This is a genomic window from Bacillus sp. X1(2014) (assembly GCF_007678255.1).
In genome coordinates this window covers 16756-33262 of the sequence record NZ_VEED01000026.1, presented here as the reverse complement: position 1 = coordinate 33262, position 16507 = coordinate 16756, and the positions used below count along the sequence as shown (strand labels likewise).

The following is a 16507-nucleotide window of genomic DNA, read 5'->3' as shown; positions in this document are numbered from 1 at the left end:
AGATTAAAGATTTAGATGACATTTAACTTCCATTCTTTTGTTTTTTTATCAAAAATGATTTTTGCATGACACGGTTTCGAAGAAACTTGCTCATACTCCTCCACCATATCATCCATATTGGCGAAATCGCCAATCACCCAGATTGGAATTTCAATTCGGGTCCGTTGATGGTCGGTATCTCGTAACGAAATACAAATCCCTTCCTTAATGAACGGCGTTAGGGACAGAAGGATTTCTTTATTTACTTGAGGATAGGTCTTTTTCTTTCGAAAGCCAAGAATTGACTTTTCAATTTTAAGATCCCCTAGTTTTCCTGCTACCACTTCACTTAGAACATGGAAGAAATCCTTGAAACTTCTGTAATAGGTCTTGTTAAACCAGCCATCATCTTGAGCCAAATAAACAAAACGGTTACCTAATTTATTATAAAAGGGCAATTTAAGGTGGTGCTTTAGATGACCTAAGTATAATAGTTCAGCGATTTCCTGACCAGTCAGTTCATTCAACACATCTTCCTCAATAAAGTCAATCCAACAGAAATTTCCGTAACTATAGACATCTTCCCCTGCCAATTTGTTAATTCTATCATCAGGACAATATTCAAGTTGGGTATGCATATTAAAATCAGCATCATCAAAGCGGTGCGCAAGTAATAGCAAGGGATTTAATGAACCTGAAAAAGCAGCAGCGAATTCAGCAAATTCGATACCGGAAGACATTACATACTGGTCTGTTTGGTTTAAATGGACATAGATGAGATCCTGTATGTCTTGATGATGCTTTTTCAAAGCAAAACTCCTCCGTTCAACACATGAAATGATTTAGTCAATACTTCCTTATTTTATCAAAAAATAGTTCAAATAGCTTATTTCAATTCTTTTACAAATAATAAGTTTGATTGACACATACTAGATTTATGCTTATTGGATTATTATTTGTTAACTTTCCTTTTTCATCTATATTTCTTTAGCCAATTAGATTCTATGCATTAGCAAGATAAGGAGCTGGTTTCATCCATGATTATTAAGAATATGACTCAAGATGAATTAAGTCTTTATATCATAAAAACATTAAAGGAAAATAGAAAAACGGAATTTGAAAATATACTTGATGAACTCCAGCCCTATGATGTCGCCAAGATTTATGAGGATTTACCTGAAAAGCATAAAGGGCGATTTCTCCTCTTTTTAAAATTTGATGTTCTTGCTGATTTAATGGAAGAACTTGAAAAGGAAGATCAGCTTGGCTTATTAAATATTTTAGGAATTGAAAAGTCTAGTAAGGTCCTTGATTTAATGGATAATGATGACCTGGCGTCATTACTGCATGAATTATCGCCAGAGAAAAAGGATTCCCTTCTTTCAGGAATGAAGACGGAGGAGTCTAATGCTGTCCAAGATATTATGAAATATCCCCCAGAAACTGCCGGCAGAATCATGACGAATCGTTTTGTTTGGATCCGCAGCTCTTTTACGGTTAGAGAAGCTGTTGACAAGTTTAAGGTATTTGCTGAATTTGCCGAATCTATTAACTATCTATACGTTATTGATGAAGACCGGAAATTGGTTGGCGTCGTTTCTTATCGTGATTTACTCTTAGCAGAGCTAGATGAAAAAATAAGAACTATTATGTATGAACGGATCATTTCCGTTACAGTCGTGACAGACCAAGAGGTTGTAGCGCAAATCGTGGAGCGCTATGATTTCCTAGCCATCCCCGTCGTCGATGAGAATAATGTCCTCGTCGGGATTGTCACCGTTGATGACATTATTGACATCGTAATTAAGGAAGCCAATGAGGATATTGAAAAATTATCCGCAACAGGAAAATCAATTGACTTTGAAACAAAAACTTTAGTTGCAGCCGCAAGAAGGCTCCCATGGCTCATCTTACTTTTATTTATCGGGGTGGTTTCAGGAAGGATTATCAGCAGTTTTGAAGATACGCTAAAGCAAGTAGTAGCGTTGGCCTTTTTTATGCCGATGATTGCCGGCATGACTGGGAACACAGGGACACAATCGCTCGCAGTTGTAGTAAGAGGGCTGATTTCGTACGATATTGATAAAGGTGTGATTGCACGATTAATTGCTAGGGAATTGGGCGTAGGGATTACCATCGGTATTACTTGCTCTATTTTAATTGCAGTGATTGCATATATCTGGCAGGGAAGTCTCATTTTAGGTGCTGTTGTCGGCAGCTCTCTATTTTTCACCCTAATCATCGGAACACTTGCAGGGACAGTTATTCCGCTGATTCTATTTCGCTTAAAAATTGATCCTGCTGTTGCCTCAGGACCTTTAATTACTACCTTGAATGATATATTTTCACTGCTTACCTACTTCGGAATTGCCACGATGTTTTTAAAATATCTCATGTAGGAAAAAAATCAGTGAATTGTTTTTTGATTTTTTAGGAATGTCCCAATGAAAAGGACCATATTTATTTCTTAAATAGACAATCTGGTTTACACTAAGAAAGGAGATATAAACATATAGTTAAGTGAAGGTGAACTATGACAGAATTTATTAATTCAATATTGGAGTCTTTATCACAATTAGGCTATTTTGGAATCGCCTTAGGATTAATGATTGAGATTATCCCGAGTGAAATTGTATTAGGTTATGGCGGCTATATGATTTCACAGGGGCATCTCAATTTTATCGGATCGGTCATTGCCGGGACTGTAGGCGGAACACTTGCACAATTATTTTTATATTGGGCCGGTTATTACGGAGGCAGACCATTTTTAGAAAAGTACGGAAAATATGTGCTTATTAAAAAGCATCATATCGATATAGCTGAACAATGGTTTGAAAAATATGGAGCCGGGGTTATTTTTTCAGCACGTTTCATTCCAGTAGTAAGGCATGCGATTTCTATCCCAGCAGGAATTGCAAAAATGTCAGCAACAAAATTTACTCTATACACCGTAGCCGCCATTATTCCGTGGACGATTTTGTTCCTCTACTTAGGTAAAGTCTTAGGAAGTAATTGGGCACATATCAAAGAATACGCACAACCCTATGTAATGCCAGCCATTATCGGCGCGATAGTTCTAGGAGCCATTTATTTTTTAGTCAAAAAGACAAAGAAAACCACCGATTAATCCCGGTGGTTTTGCTTTGCTCATTGCACCCAAGTAAAGCCCTGGAGCGGAAATTTATATGCAAAATATATGTGTTATTTTTTAAAATGAAATGGCAGTGTTGAAACAATAACCCTCTTTTTAAAAATAAGATAGGTTCGAATCAATAAACTTGATTGGTTGTGCAAAATATTATGCCAGTTTTTCTTTGTGATAAATTGCGGAATCAATACGGTTACCCGATATTGGTTTTCACTTGCCTTATTTTCTACCGTATCGATAAATTTCGATAAAGGAATCAGTACACTTCGATAATGTGACTGTAGAGTTACGAGCCTAACATCCGGCTGCCATTGCTGCCATTTTTCTTCGAAACGCTTTTCATCTTCACGATCAAACGATACATAAACCGCAAAGATTTGATCCGTTAACGATTTGGCATAATTGATTGAGTTTTCAACAACCTTAGTAATCCCAGCGACGGGGACAATAATAACATTTCCCTCAATCGGCGGCGCAGGATCATCTGGATGGATTCTTAATTGTTCGCCAACTGCTTCATAATGATGATTAATTCGTTTGAAGGCAAACACGATGATTGGTAAAAAGATAACCACAAACCATACTTGGCTAAATTTAGTTAAAAAGAAAATGATTAATACGGCTAAGGTGATCAGTGCACCGATTAGATTGGCAGCGAGTTTTGCCACCCATCCAGCCGGTTTTTCTCGTAACCACTTTATAATCATCCCCGTTTGCGACAAGGTGAATGGGATAAATACGCCCACTGCATAAAGAGGGATTAAGTGCTCTGTTTGACCTCTGGAAAAAATAATCAACAAGATAGAGGCTACTCCTAAGGAAACAATCCCGTTAGAATACCCCAGTCTGTCTCCCCTAATGGTAAACATCCTTGGCATATATTTATCCTTGGCAAGCGCATAAGCTAGTAATGGAAACGCGGAGTAACCAGTATTAGCCGCCAGAACTAAGATAAGTGCGGTCGTACCTTGGACAAAGAAATAAAGGTAATTACGGCCAAAAGTCTCTTTGGCAATTTGTGAGACAACCGTTTCGTCATGCTTTGGTGAAATTCCGTAATAATAAGCTAGGAAAGTAATACCCGTAAATAACAAGGCGAGCAATGTCCCCATTAATATTAATGTTTTGGCTGCATTCTTTGGTGCAGGGTCCTTAAAACTTGGAATCGCATTCGAAATGGCTTCTACCCCTGTTAACGCCGAGCATCCCGATGCAAAAGCACGAAGCAGCAAGAACAGTGTTATTCCTTGAACTGGCGTCCCAATCGCTGCATGCTGAACGGTTGGTGAGACATCGCCTGTCATAATCTTAAAAAGACCGACACCAATTAAAATAAATAACGCTACAACAAATAAATAGACAGGGTAAGCTAAGATGGATGCTGACTCTGTTATACCACGCAGATTGAGAATGGTAATAAAGACTACCAGAACACAAGCAATTCCAACGGTATGCTGGTGTAAAGTTGGGAAGGCAGATGTTATCGCATCTGTGCCCGCAGAAACACTTACCGCTACTGTCAATATGTAATCAACTAAAAGGGATCCCCCCGCGATTAATCCCGCTTTCTCACCGATATTCTCTTTCGAAACAATATATGCCCCGCCGCCATGGGGATAGGAATAAATAATTTGCCGGTAGGATAGAATTAGCGCAGCTAATAGAAATAACACTCCAACTGCAATCGGAACCGAATACCAATAGGCAATCACGCTTACCGTTGCTAAAACTATCAGAATTTGTTCAGTCCCGTAGGCCACAGATGACAAGGCATCGGAGGAAAGAATGGCTAAAGCCTTCAGGATATTTAATTTTTGTTCGCCTAGTTCCGTTGATTTTAACGGCCGGCCGATTAAGAATCTCTTAAAAGAAGAGAGCAATTGATTCACCCACCACATTTGAAGTAGAATTACCGATTGATTTTAACACAACACCCTTTTTATATGAAGTGTTTTATTTTTGACGGATATTCGAATTTCCGCAAGAATACCAAAGTATCATTACATAGTCTTTTCCTAATTAGTCCGATTAATGAAGAAAAATATCCTGTGAAGGTAAAAAAAGCATGTAGCCCTTATAGGACCCCACGCTTTCACACTAATATTTTTTAAACTAATTTGTTTTCGCTATAATGATTCGCTTCATTGCCTGCATTTGTCCTAAATGAATCCCCTCATGGAAAAGCGCAAAATTGGCTAATTCACCAAAGGTTTCTTGACCAAGGAATGGAGTTTTTAGCCTTTGGTTAAAGCTCTCCACTGGAATTTCTTTAATCCGTGCTAATTGGTCCTGCAACTGAATGATTAATTCCTGAACGGAAGGAACATCCCCTTCCCAGGCAGCTGGGCTTGTTCCTGTGGCAAATAACTGCATATAGTTGGCTGGGAGCTGGGTTGATTTTTTCGGAAAACCAAACATAAATTGCTCAGCAACTGTAAGAACGTGACCCACATGCCAATGGATCGTATTATTAAATCCATTTGGCTGAATACCCGCGGTCCCTTCTTCTAAATCCCTTACAAAGTTAACAAATTTTCCTCTTGTAAGCTCAAAATGCTTAAATATTAATTCACTCATTTTTTTGCCTCCCTTTTGTTTGCTTGCTGAAATTCAAATTGATTATCCTACATTTCATCTGGGGCTTCCAATCCTAATAATCGTAACCCCTCTTTTAAAACTTCCGTTACTGCATAGACCAGTGCTAACCGCGCCTGCTGTTCAACGCTATCCTCCAGGATTTTTATTTCAGCATAATATTTATTGAACGCTTGTGCCAGGTCAATAATATATTTTGCCACTTGGGACGGGTCAAAGTTGACACAGGCTCTTTGAACTGCAGGTGCAAATTCCATTAAGAGGCTGGTTACCTTCCATTCCTTCTCCCATGAGTTGATGTAGGTTGCAGCGCTAAACTGGGGCATACCAGCGGCTTTTCGTAAAATAGAACAAGCCCGTGCATAGGTATATTGGACATAAGGACCTGTTTCTCCTTCAAAGCGGAGCATCTCTTCTAACGAAAATTCAATATCGTTCATTCGGTTATTCTTTAAGTCATGGAAAATAACCGCGCCAACACCCACTTGTTTGGCTACTTCATCTTTATTTGAGAGATTAGGATTTTTCTCTTCAATATTATGTCGAGCCATTGCAATCGATTCATTTAAAACTTCTTCTAATAAAACAACCTTCCCTTTTCTCGTCGACATTTTCTTTCCGTCTTTTAGCATCATGCCAAATGGAATATGGTGCATTTGTTTCGACCAATCATAGCCCATCTTGGCCAACACAGCGATTAACTGCTTAAAATGAAGACTTTGTTCATGGCCTACCACATATAAGGATTGGACGAATTGATATTCCTCCTGTCGATAAAGAGCCGCGGCTAAATCACGGGTTGCATACAGGGTTGCCCCATCGGACTTTTTAATCAGGCATGGCGGCAGCTGTTCTTCGGTCAGTTCAACCACTTGTGCCTGTTCCGATTCAACCAGTAAGTGTTGTTTTTCCAGGAGTTGAACCACGCGGCCCATTTTGTCGTTATAAAATGCTTCACCTGCATACGAGTCAAATTGTACGTTCATTAACTCATATATTCTTGAAAACTCTTTTAATGACTCATCCCGGAACCATTTCCAAAGCGCTAAAGCTTGTTCGTCTCCATCTTCCAGCTTCTTAAACCAACTGCGCCCTTGATCTTCAAGAGAAGGATTGTTCTCCGCTTCTTGGTGAAATTTAATATAAAGGGACAATAATTCCTTAATCGGATTTGCTTTTACCTTATCAGCATCTCCCCATAATTGATAAGCCGTGATTAACTTGCCAAACTGCGTACCCCAGTCACCAAGATGATTTATCTTAATTGGCTTATAACCGCATTTCTCAACAATTAGTGCGAGGGAATTACCGATTACCGTTGAACGCAAGTGCCCCATCGAGAAGGGTTTAGCAATATTAGGGGAGGACATATCAATTGTAACAGCCCCACCGTTCCCGAATGCATGTGCACCGTACTTCCCCTTTTGTGTAAAGATATCTCCAATTACCTTTTCGGAAGCTGTCTTTTTGTTTAAAAAGAAATTAAGATACGCCCCCACCACAGTCACTTTTTCAAAAATGGGCGATTGAATTTTTCCACATAATTCTTCAGCAATCAGATTGGGCGATTTTCTTTTTAGTTTCGCTAACGTAAAGCAAGGAAAGGCTAAATCCCCGTGCTCTGAGTTCTTTGGTTTTTCGATCATCAGTTCCAAGTCTTTCAGTGACATCTCTTCCCCAAGCAAGTCAGATAAGATTGATGCCAACTCTTGTTTAAAATTCATTAGATTTGACCTCCTATTTTCTTTATATAAATGCAAAAAACTCCCGTCTCTACTAAAAGAGACGAGAGTTTAAAATCCCGCGGTACCACTCTAATTGTTCAATTAAGAACCAGCTTTCCTTTGTAACGGAGGATCCTCCGGCATACCCTACTGCAAAGTTTCAGGCATGCATCTCAAAAGTGCGCTTCATTATCTATTCTGCTTCAGGCTCTCACCACCCCTGAATCGCTGGATCATCTTAGATAACTACTCTCTTTATCATTGATTTTTCCGAATTTATTATCAATTATTATACTGGATTAATATGGGTTTTTCCAGTGATTGTTGATTATTTTTTACATTCAGGTAATCCTAACGTAAAGGAGGGATTTTAATGGCGAGAAGAAGAAATAAAATCCTTGTTCCCGAAGCGCGAACTGGCTTAGATGCGTTGAAGGCAAAAGTCGCAAATACCGGAAACCCAGAGGATGCAAAATTTGAAGCAGCCGAAGAGGTAGGGGTTCCATTGAAAAAAGGTTATAATGGCCAACTCACCTCAGAGCAAGCTGGGAAAGTAGGCGGCAGGCTGGGCGGCAGCATGGTCCGCGAATTGGTAAAAATGGCCCAAGAAAACCTAGCAAAGAAATAGTGCCTGGGGCCTAATCTATTAGGCCCCGTTATCAATTTGACCACTTGAAGCAGAAGTCAACACATAAATTTATAAAAATAATTTTTTCAAAAAGAGTTTGACAAATTTGTGACAATTGATAGAATATTCTTACAAGGGGTTGATGATGATGCAGGAAAAACACTTAAAGAGTATATTCACATTTAAAAGAACAGCTATCTTTGGAAGCAGTTTAGGAATCATTCTTATTTTGTTAGGCCAATTTGCAAGCGGTTACAATTCTGCCTATTTCTTAACAGCACTAGGATTTGGAATACTGGCCGGATCCGTGGTCAATTATCTTTTTGGAACATTTTTAAGCTTAATGGAAGAACTTACTGGCAGTCGTAAGATAACGCCAAAAATGGCCACAGCTTCTAAGAATATTTATCTTATAAAATAAAAACAGATTTGCGCGTCCATTTGAAAAAAGACTTGTACACACTAATGGGCTCAGACGCAAAGTGCTTTTCTTAAAGGATATGCCAAATGACAGTCGTATTGGTATTTAGAAAAGTAAAACTCGCCATTGTGCGAGTTTCTTTATTAGGAATACAAAAACCTTATTTATTTAAAACCTCACCGTAATGAGGTTCTCTTGGAATTCACTCTTCTTTAAACAAGATGTCTTGTCCTTAATCGAATAACCAGCAAAAGTAAAATAAACGGAGATTTTCCGGTTAAATGTAGAATGGAGCTCATTTCGGGGTAAATAAGGGGAGATTTTCCGCTTATGCAAAGCTAAATCTCCCCTTTTCACGTTTTTCGAGTAAATAGACGGAATCTCTCCGTCTATATAAGCCTTTTTTAATAATAATTACGAATTAAGCGGAATTCTTCCGTCTATTTACCAGCTCGGTTACTTAACCTGATCCCCCAACCGATAAGTGAGAACCCTCTAATCCTAAATGCGCTTTTTACGTTGACAAACCTTTTACTAAAAATACCTTCATAATTTCCGCAATTTGATCAGAGCTTAACGGTTGATGATGCTTCTCCCAATCTGAAACCAAGGCAATATACATTTTTAACAGAAGATAGCTGGTAATTTCAGTATTGGCTGCCGGGATGGCCCCTTTCGCAATGGCCGCATCCATTTTCTGCTTCAAATAAGCAATAATTTCATCCTCCACATGCTGCAGCATTTCCGAAACCGCTAATGTCCCCATTTCCGTTTCCTCTTGAACTAGTTTAATCATCAACTGGTGCTGGGAGCGAAATTCTAATAAACGATAAAGAGCCCGATGCACGTTTTCTGTAAAGGGCAAATCTGGTTGGATAACTGATTCTGCTTCCGCAATCATTTCCTTGACCAAAGTGGAAATAATTTCTTCAAATAATTCTTCCTTATTTTTAAAAAAGGTGTAAATCGTCCCTTTCCCTACATTAGCCAACTTTGCGACTTGATCCATCGTTGTTGCTTTATAGCCAAACAAGGAAAAAGACTTAGTTGCTGCTTCTACAATCAGCTTTCTTCGATCGGTTGCCATGTCAACCTCCACTGACCATTTTAGTTTTTTGGTCATTTTTATTCCAATATACCATAAGTGACATTCCACTGCAATTTCTCCAATAACAAGCAGACGGGCTCCTAAATCAGGAACCCGTGGAGCGATAATGTTTTACGCCATATTGCCAAACAAGAAGACACGGAAGAATAAACAAGCTGCCGGCTATCGGGGTGAGTAGGTAATAGATTTCATTCCCACTATTCTTACCTAAAATATACAATAGCGGCAGATAATTTACTGTTCCAAATGGAATCACAAACGTAAAAAAACGAGCCACCCATTTTTGGTAAATATTTAATGGATATTGCGCCATTTCCCTTCCGCCATCGGTAAAAATGTTGACTACCTCAAGACCTTCAATCGTCCAGAAACATAAGGTGGCAGCTAGAATATAGATTCCAGTAAAAATAAGCACTCCACTAACAATCATTAGCAGTAAGGTGACCGCTCTTACGACATTCCATTCAATGTTGAGATTGGCCAAGGCCCAGATCAATACAACCTCACTTTGAATAAGGCGGCCAAATCTTGTAAACTCGAATTTGGACCCGAGAACTTGGATAAACGTACTTCGTGGGCGGACAAGTAATCGGTCAAATTCACCATTTCGGACCAGATTAGAAAAGCTATCAAAACCGCGCGCGAAACATTCACTCAACACAAAAGCCATATGAATGATCCCAAAACAAAGCGCCACCTCAAAGAATTGCCATCCTTTTATTTGCCCAAACTGTTCGAATAAAAAGTACAGACCTGCAAAGACCGTAAAAGGGATACAAAATTGCCCTAATGATAATAACCAAAAAGATGTCCGGTATTGCATTTGTGATTTAAAGTGAATCAACAGATACTTAATATATATTCTCACCTTGAGTTAACCTCCTTGGACAACAACTTTCCTTAATACACGATTGAGGGCTGCTCTTCCTAACCAAACAAGGCCCACTAGATAAATCAGTTGAATGATGATTCCACTGATATCGTCATGCGGTGGGATGTGCCCGGAATAAACCCTGAATGGAAAATCTGCCGTCCAGCGAAATGGAAGGACATTCGCCACTTTTTGCAGCCAATCGGGCATGAGAGGTACAGGAATAATTAATCCAGCAAAAAATTCACCGAGGACACTAAATACTAACAGTGATCCCATCGGGGACAAGGTTACAAATACGGAAATATATAAAAACATCGAGATAGATACTAACAAAAGTAAACCTAGAATGAGTGCGCTTAAGAATAATAGAAAGACAGGGAAACTTGGGGGCAGGGTCATATTATATGGTTTTGGTAAAAAAAATGAGATTATCAAGATTGGAAAACAGCGCAAAAAAGCACTCGACAATCGCTGGGCAAGCAGCTTCGCAAACCAGAACCCATATAGTTCACAAGGCCGGCAAAGTTCGTAAGCAATATTTCCACTTGTAATCAGATCAAATAACTCGTTATCACGAAACCACATCGTAATAAAGACAAGGAAGGCCTGTTGCAGCCAGATGTATGTGATTAATTCCTTAAAGGAAATCGGTGGTGTATTGGCAGCATGTTCATAAAAGGCCTCAAAAACCATGATTGTGATAAAACCCCAGAAAAACTGAGTAGCTATTCCCGCCAATGCCGCTGTCCGGTACTGCATGCCGATGTTTATACGAAGTTTCAAAACAGATAGATATACCCTCATATTTGGTACTCCTTATAAAGTTGGAGGATAATTTCCTCGATTGGCTGCGATTCAATCGAAACATCAATTAACTCAAGTTTATTGGACAATTGGGTAATGATTTCTGATGTGTTCACTTGCTCTGTATCAATGCTGAGGACCAACCGTTCCGGTGACCGCGAGAGCACAGTTGCCCCTTGAATTTCATTAAGTTGGGAGCTTTTGCGGAAATCAGCAGTGATTGTTTTCTGGGAACCAAATTGTTTCCTTAATTCCTCTAACTGACCGTCGTATAATAAACTGCCTTTTCCAATTAGGATAACCCTGTTGGCCAATGCCTCGATATCATTCATATCGTGGGTAGTAAGGATAACCGTGACTCCCTTCTCTTTATTAATTGTTTTGATAAATTGGCGGACCGCGATTTTAGAGGCAGCATCCAACCCGATGGTTGGTTCGTCTAAAAACAAGATTTTGGGATTATGTAGAAGAGAAGCTGCTATTTCACAACGCATCCGCTGCCCTAAGCTTAGTTGACGGACGGGTGAATGAATGATGGGTTGCAGCTCGAGCGTTTCAATGAGTAGGTTGAGCGTAGTTTGATATTCTTGTTGTGGGACCTTGTATATGTCTTGTAACAGTTCAAAGGAATCAATTACTGGAACATCCCACCATAACTGTGAGCGTTGGCCGAAGACGACGCCAATATTCTTCACATACTGAACACGGTCCTTCCATGGATTATAGCCCATAATTATGCAACTCCCGGTGTCAGGCACCAGTATGCCGCTCATTATTTTGATTGTCGTCGATTTCCCCGCCCCATTTGGCCCAATGTAGCCGACGATTTCACCAGGATGAATAGAAAATGAGATTTCCTTGAGTGCGTCAATGATTGTATGTTCTCGATAAATAAGCGCTTTGGCCGCTTGCCGAAAGCCAGATTGGCGCTTGGCAACCTTGAAGGATTTGCTAATGTTTTGTAAATGAATCAACCGTTTCCCCCCTAATCTATCTTGAGTCGCAGAGGGAAATAATAACATCTGGGATGAAATCGTGTCAAGAATTTTCTGAATATCGATTGTTGACAAAATATACATTCTTCTCAGCGGAATCCGCACCAGATTTTTTATAAAATGAACTCACCACTTATGTAATCTGCTGTATGATTGTATGTGTTGAAAGTTTATCACTATACCAGGGAAGGATATATGTGGAATCGTATCATTTATTATTTTGGAGGATGTTTCTTGATCACTTTAATCAAACCACTGTTAGTTAACATCACGATCTTATTATCTTTTACTTTTAATGCAAATTTATTTTTTCCCTTTCAATCGAAAGTTCCTTTTTCATTAAAACAAAAAGTGATATATGGTTTAATCGGTTCCTTTGGTGCACTTTTCTGCATGGTTTATCCTATTGAAACCTTAGGCGCTACCCATTTTGATTTAAGGATGTGTGCCATCCTCATCCTGACATTGTATGGCGGTTGGCTTCCCGGAAGCATCGTTTTAATAAGTGTATGTATCGTGCGCTATATAATTGGAGGAAAATTCTTCATAACTGGGATCCTGGTATCCATTGCCGCTTTCGTAAGCGCCCTTGTTTTCAGAAGGACTTTCCTTAAATCACATTCTAAACTTGCGGCAGGGGCACTGGCCGTTGTTTGTTATTTCATTGTTTATATCACCATCCTATATTTAAGTATCAACTTTTTAAAATTGCCCTTTTATTTCATTTATTTTATTGCCTTATTTTTTACAAGTATATCCTTAATTTTCGTGATTGAAAAATTAGTAAAAATTAATAAGCAATTTGAGGAAATGGTTTATCTTGATAAGTTGACGATGGTTGGCCAGCTTGCTGCTTCCATTGCCCATGAAATTAGAAACCCCCTTGCAACCATCCGAGGGTTTATTCAATTTTTAAGTACAGATACAACAGATAAGAAATTTAGAGAATTCTCGTCCTTAATTATGGAAGAACTAGATCGTACAAACAATATTATTACCAACTATTTGAAGGTCGCAAAGCCTGAACCATTTCAAATTTCAAGGATTTCAATCAACGATGTGATTAGGGACTGTGTACAATTAATGGGTCCTCTGGCTGCTTATTCTAATGTCATTATCGACTTTGTAAATAAAGAACCATTTTATGTAAGTGGCGATGAAGCCCATTTAAAGCAAGCAATCATGAATGTAATCAAAAATGGGATCGAATCTATTTCTAATCGAGGAACCATTAAGATTGAATTGCATGCTGACTATTTTAAAAATACGGTGGAGATTAAAATCAAAGATAATGGAAAAGGAATGACCCCTGATCAGTTAAAACAAATTGGCCTGCCTTTTTATACGACAAAAACGAAGGGCACAGGATTAGGCAGCATGGTAACCAACAAAATTATCCGTGAGTTAAACGGAGCAATAGAATATGAAAGCGAAGTGAACAAAGGGACGGTCGTGAGAATTGTCCTCCCTTTACGAAAGGAATAACGGGTAATGGTGCCTGACACCCGATAGTGATTATACCGAACAAAACCCATCTGATTTATAGAAAGTCAGATGGGTTTTGTTCTAGATTAATGATTTTTTCAGGTTTCGTAAATAACGGTAACGAATTAAAAAGAAATAAATGAATTGTGCCAGAAAGAAACCAGCCAGAACGATGATCATATCTTTTGCGATAGATAATTTATAAAAGCTTTGCAAGGCCATAAAGGCAAACCCACTATGAACAAAGGCTACTACAATTGGCACGAAAAAAAGCAAGGCAAGCTGCTGAGTAACAATTTTATTTAGTTCACGATCGGTTAACCCTACCTTTGTAATGGTCAGATATTGGCGCCGGTCGTAATCCAAATCTGCATAGAGCCTGAAATATAGAAAGCTTCCTGCCGCGATAAAGAATACAGCCCCAATTAATAAAGCAACGAACAACATCATCTTATACATACCCATTTGTATTTCGTATAAAGTTCCACTGACCGTCATCGAGTAAGGAACATGTTCTAACGACATCGCGGTACCGTTCGTGACTAGATTTTCTGCCATCCCTGTTGTTTTTTTAAGTTCCTTTGTGTAAAAGCCCGTAAAGATTTCGGTATTAACGGGTGTAAGCCTGTCAAATAACTCATCACTGACTACGATCCCCTGACTATGAAGCAACTGGTTGGGAAAAACGATGTGTTTAGTTGCTTGGTCATGAGTAAGTCTTATCTGATCCTGTTTTAAGGTATAGGTAATTTCCTCCAAGTTACTAAAAATCGATGTACGCATTTCTAGCGTCTCATTTCCGACAAGCCGCTTTTCATTAAATTCGTATCCAGCTGCTGATGCAATTTTTTTATAATCTGAGAAAGAAACCATCGGGATTTTTTCGCGTGCATATTTATCTGTCGAAGAAGCAACAGCTACATATTTAATCAGGATCTGATTAGTCGTATAATTGATTTTCTTATCCTTTAATTCCGCTTCGATTTGCTGTAAATTTTGCTGGTGGATCGGTTGTTCATCTTTTGCAAGATAACTAATTTCAGCGGGAAATTCTACGTCGAGTTGCTTAATCATTACATTCATCGATGCAAGTGTCCCTACTGCACAAAATGCCACAGTTGAAACAATCGTTACCATGAAAAACATCCGCGCATTATCCTTCAAACGATAAGCCAAACTGGAGATCGTCACTAAATTCGTTTTTTTCCAAAACAAGAAACGATTTTTTTGAAGTAGTTTTGTAACCCATACCGATAGCTGTGTATAGAAGAAATAGGTTCCAATAATCGTCATTCCAATGACTGGCAGTATTCGAAAAATTAGTGTCATCATGGTTGCTGTTGCTGCTAAGTAATAACTGGTAATGAGCAAAATAGCTGAGAAAATTGAAAAGAAGACCGATACTTTAGGTTCTTTTTTCGGCTTTTCCGCTGCTAGAAATAAATCAATTAATTTATTTACTCTGACAAGAATGGTTGTAAATAACGAAATGCTAAGAAAAAGGATTAAAAAGGCACCAACAGTTAGCATGAGCGCTTTGTCAGACAAATAAAATGGCAATGGTGGGATTCCGATCATTTTGGAACCAATCATAAGGAAGAGTTTCCCTGTGATCATTCCGGCTCCAATCCCTATGACAATTGCTCCAACCCCAATTATCATATTCTCTAAAAAAACCATACTATTTAATTGACCTTTCGTCATGCCATGCATCATTAAAATTCCAAATTCGCGTTTCCGTGATTTTAGAAACGTGCTGACAGAGTATAGTACAAATAGGAAGGAAAACACGTACATAATCACTTCAGCAGCCGTCATTAATTGAGCAGCTAACACCGAAGTGACAGCCTTTTTTATATCAGGATGAAAGATAAACATGGCATAAATAAAAAAGATCATGACCGAAAAGGCGCTACTTAAGAAATAGGCTGCGTAGGTCCGTTTATTGCGGACCACATTTCTATAAACGAACTGTGGAAAGGTCACGGCTGTCCCCTCCTAACAATGCAAGCATATCAATAATCTTTTGGAAGAATGCCTGGCGGTTATCACCGCGGTAGATTTCGTTATAGAGTTGTCCATCCTTAATAAAAATGACACGGTGACAATAGCTTGCGGCGACTGCATCATGTGTGACCATTAATGCGGTAGCGCCATCTTCCTTATTGATTGCAGTCAGTGTCTCCATGACATCCTTTGCTGATTTTGAATCCAGGTTCCCTGTTGGTTCATCCGCCAAAATAAGGGCTGGCTGATGAATGATTGCACGAGCGATGGCCGTCCGCTGCATTTGTCCACCAGAAATTTCATAGGTGCGTTTTTTCAGAATTTGGTCAATCCCTAATTTTTTAGCTACCTGATTGAGTTTCAGATCCATTTCCTTTACACTTTCACCATCAAGTGTGAGCGGTAGAACGATATTTTCCTCTACTGTTAACGTATCTAGTAAATTAAAATGTTGAAAAACAAATCCTAGCTCATGGCGTCTAAATAGAGCAGTTTCTTTTCGATTTAGAACATGGGGGTTTTTCCCATTAATAAAGATGTCCCCGGCTGTTGGCCGGTCGATTGTGGCAATAAGGTTTAAGAGTGTGGTTTTCCCACTGCCAGACGGCCCCATAATTCCAACAAACTCACCTTTTTCAATCGTAAAGTTTATATTTTCAATTGCTTTATGAGCAACTTTACCTTCATAAATTTTCTCTAAATGCCTTACATCTAAAATCGACATCCGTTTTCACTCCTT

15 protein-coding genes and 1 other annotated feature are annotated in these 16507 nt (G+C 38.9%); of the genes, 5 read left to right on the top strand and 10 right to left on the bottom strand.

Features of this window, described 5'->3' with window-relative positions; genetic code table 11:
* Window positions 1-11: 11 nt before the first annotated feature.
* The gene (locus FS608_RS27175; RefSeq protein ID WP_144555661.1) at window positions 12-788 is read right to left on the bottom strand and encodes a hypothetical protein; all 777 of its coding nucleotides are present in this window, start codon (window positions 786-788) and stop codon (window positions 12-14) included.
* 231 nt (window positions 789-1019) lie between these two features.
* Between FS608_RS27175 and mgtE the strand changes: the two genes are divergently transcribed.
* Together mgtE and uptA are read left to right on the top strand one after the other, a co-directional pair.
* A complete protein-coding gene (mgtE, locus tag FS608_RS27170; protein ID WP_144555677.1) occupies window positions 1020-2378 on the top strand; it encodes a magnesium transporter in 1359 nt (452 codons plus the stop codon).
* Window positions 2379-2512: 134 nt separating this feature from the next.
* Window positions 2513-3106: an undecaprenyl phosphate transporter UptA gene (gene uptA, locus FS608_RS27165; RefSeq protein WP_144555660.1), complete on the top strand. Its 594-nt coding sequence runs from the start codon at window positions 2513-2515 to the stop codon at window positions 3104-3106.
* Window positions 3107-3180: 74 nt separating this feature from the next.
* Here the strand turns inward: uptA and FS608_RS27160 are convergent, their stop codons facing one another.
* From FS608_RS27160 to argS, 3 genes are all read right to left on the bottom strand, one after another.
* The gene (locus FS608_RS27160; protein WP_144555676.1) at window positions 3181-5007 is read right to left on the bottom strand and encodes an APC family permease; all 1827 of its coding nucleotides are present in this window, start codon (window positions 5005-5007) and stop codon (window positions 3181-3183) included.
* Window positions 5008-5239: 232 nt separating this feature from the next.
* Window positions 5240-5704, bottom strand: a complete 465-nt coding sequence (locus FS608_RS27155; RefSeq protein WP_144555659.1) for a DinB family protein — start codon at window positions 5702-5704, stop codon at window positions 5240-5242.
* Between the two features lie 47 nt (window positions 5705-5751).
* On the bottom strand, window positions 5752-7446 hold the full coding sequence (gene argS / locus FS608_RS27150; RefSeq protein ID WP_144555658.1) for an arginine--tRNA ligase: 1695 nt from the start codon (window positions 7444-7446) through the stop codon (window positions 5752-5754).
* Window positions 7447-7500: 54 nt separating this feature from the next.
* Window positions 7501-7717: a binding site (T-box leader), on the bottom strand.
* A gap of 102 nt (window positions 7718-7819) precedes the next feature.
* On the opposite strand from argS, the gene FS608_RS27145 reads away from it, so the two are divergent.
* Window positions 7820-8074: an alpha/beta-type small acid-soluble spore protein gene (locus FS608_RS27145; protein ID WP_026563196.1), complete on the top strand. Its 255-nt coding sequence runs from the start codon at window positions 7820-7822 to the stop codon at window positions 8072-8074.
* A gap of 148 nt (window positions 8075-8222) precedes the next feature.
* Window positions 8223-8495, top strand: a complete 273-nt coding sequence (locus FS608_RS27140; RefSeq protein ID WP_144555657.1) for a hypothetical protein — start codon at window positions 8223-8225, stop codon at window positions 8493-8495.
* A 514-nt stretch (window positions 8496-9009) separates the two neighbouring features.
* On the opposite strand, the gene FS608_RS27135 is transcribed toward FS608_RS27140, so the two are convergent.
* The 4 genes from FS608_RS27135 to FS608_RS27120 all read right to left on the bottom strand — a co-directional run bounded on the left by FS608_RS27135 (window position 9010) and on the right by FS608_RS27120 (window position 12255).
* Complete coding sequence (locus FS608_RS27135; protein ID WP_144555656.1) at window positions 9010-9582, bottom strand: TetR/AcrR family transcriptional regulator; 573 nt, start codon at window positions 9580-9582, stop codon at window positions 9010-9012.
* Between the two features lie 106 nt (window positions 9583-9688).
* Entirely contained in the window at window positions 9689-10471 is a 783-nt protein-coding gene (locus FS608_RS27130) for an ABC transporter permease (protein ID WP_186328914.1), read from the bottom strand.
* A 6-nt stretch (window positions 10472-10477) separates the two neighbouring features.
* A complete protein-coding gene (locus tag FS608_RS27125) occupies window positions 10478-11281 on the bottom strand; it encodes an ABC transporter permease (RefSeq protein WP_144555655.1) in 804 nt (267 codons plus the stop codon).
* The gene (locus tag FS608_RS27120) at window positions 11278-12255 is read right to left on the bottom strand and encodes an ABC transporter ATP-binding protein (RefSeq protein WP_186328913.1); all 978 of its coding nucleotides are present in this window, start codon (window positions 12253-12255) and stop codon (window positions 11278-11280) included. The genes FS608_RS27125 and FS608_RS27120 overlap by 4 nt, the downstream gene beginning before the upstream one ends.
* A 255-nt stretch (window positions 12256-12510) precedes the next feature.
* Between FS608_RS27120 and FS608_RS27115 the strand changes: the two genes are divergently transcribed.
* Window positions 12511-13761 (top strand): ATP-binding protein, encoded by a 1251-nt coding sequence (locus FS608_RS27115; protein ID WP_144555654.1) that lies wholly within the window; start codon window positions 12511-12513, stop codon window positions 13759-13761.
* An 81-nt stretch (window positions 13762-13842) separates the two neighbouring features.
* On the opposite strand, the gene FS608_RS27110 is transcribed toward FS608_RS27115, so the two are convergent.
* On the bottom strand, window positions 13843-15747 hold the full coding sequence (locus FS608_RS27110; RefSeq protein WP_144555653.1) for an FtsX-like permease family protein: 1905 nt from the start codon (window positions 15745-15747) through the stop codon (window positions 13843-13845).
* Complete coding sequence (locus FS608_RS27105) at window positions 15722-16492, bottom strand: ABC transporter ATP-binding protein (RefSeq protein WP_144555652.1); 771 nt, start codon at window positions 16490-16492, stop codon at window positions 15722-15724. Before FS608_RS27105 ends, FS608_RS27110 begins: the two co-directional genes overlap by 26 nt.
* Between the last annotated feature and the right edge of the window lie 15 nt (window positions 16493-16507).

Excerpts from the sequence above, each read along its gene's own strand:
- FS608_RS27155 (WP_144555659.1), bottom strand. The coding sequence starts at position 5,704 with ATGAGTGAATTAATATTTAAGCATTTTGAGCTTACAAGAGGAAAATTT.
- FS608_RS27105 (WP_144555652.1), bottom strand. The coding sequence starts at position 16,492 with ATGTCGATTTTAGATGTAAGGCATTTAGAGAAAATTTATGAAGGTAAA.
- FS608_RS27135 (WP_144555656.1), bottom strand. The coding sequence starts at position 9,582 with ATGGCAACCGATCGAAGAAAGCTGATTGTAGAAGCAGCAACTAAGTCT.
- uptA (WP_144555660.1), top strand. The coding sequence starts at position 2,513 with ATGACAGAATTTATTAATTCAATATTGGAGTCTTTATCACAATTAGGC.
- FS608_RS27145 (WP_026563196.1), top strand. The coding sequence starts at position 7,820 with ATGGCGAGAAGAAGAAATAAAATCCTTGTTCCCGAAGCGCGAACTGGC.
- FS608_RS27125 (WP_144555655.1), bottom strand. The coding sequence starts at position 11,281 with ATGAGGGTATATCTATCTGTTTTGAAACTTCGTATAAACATCGGCATG.
- FS608_RS27140 (WP_144555657.1), top strand. The coding sequence starts at position 8,223 with ATGCAGGAAAAACACTTAAAGAGTATATTCACATTTAAAAGAACAGCT.
- argS (WP_144555658.1), bottom strand. The coding sequence starts at position 7,446 with ATGAATTTTAAACAAGAGTTGGCATCAATCTTATCTGACTTGCTTGGG.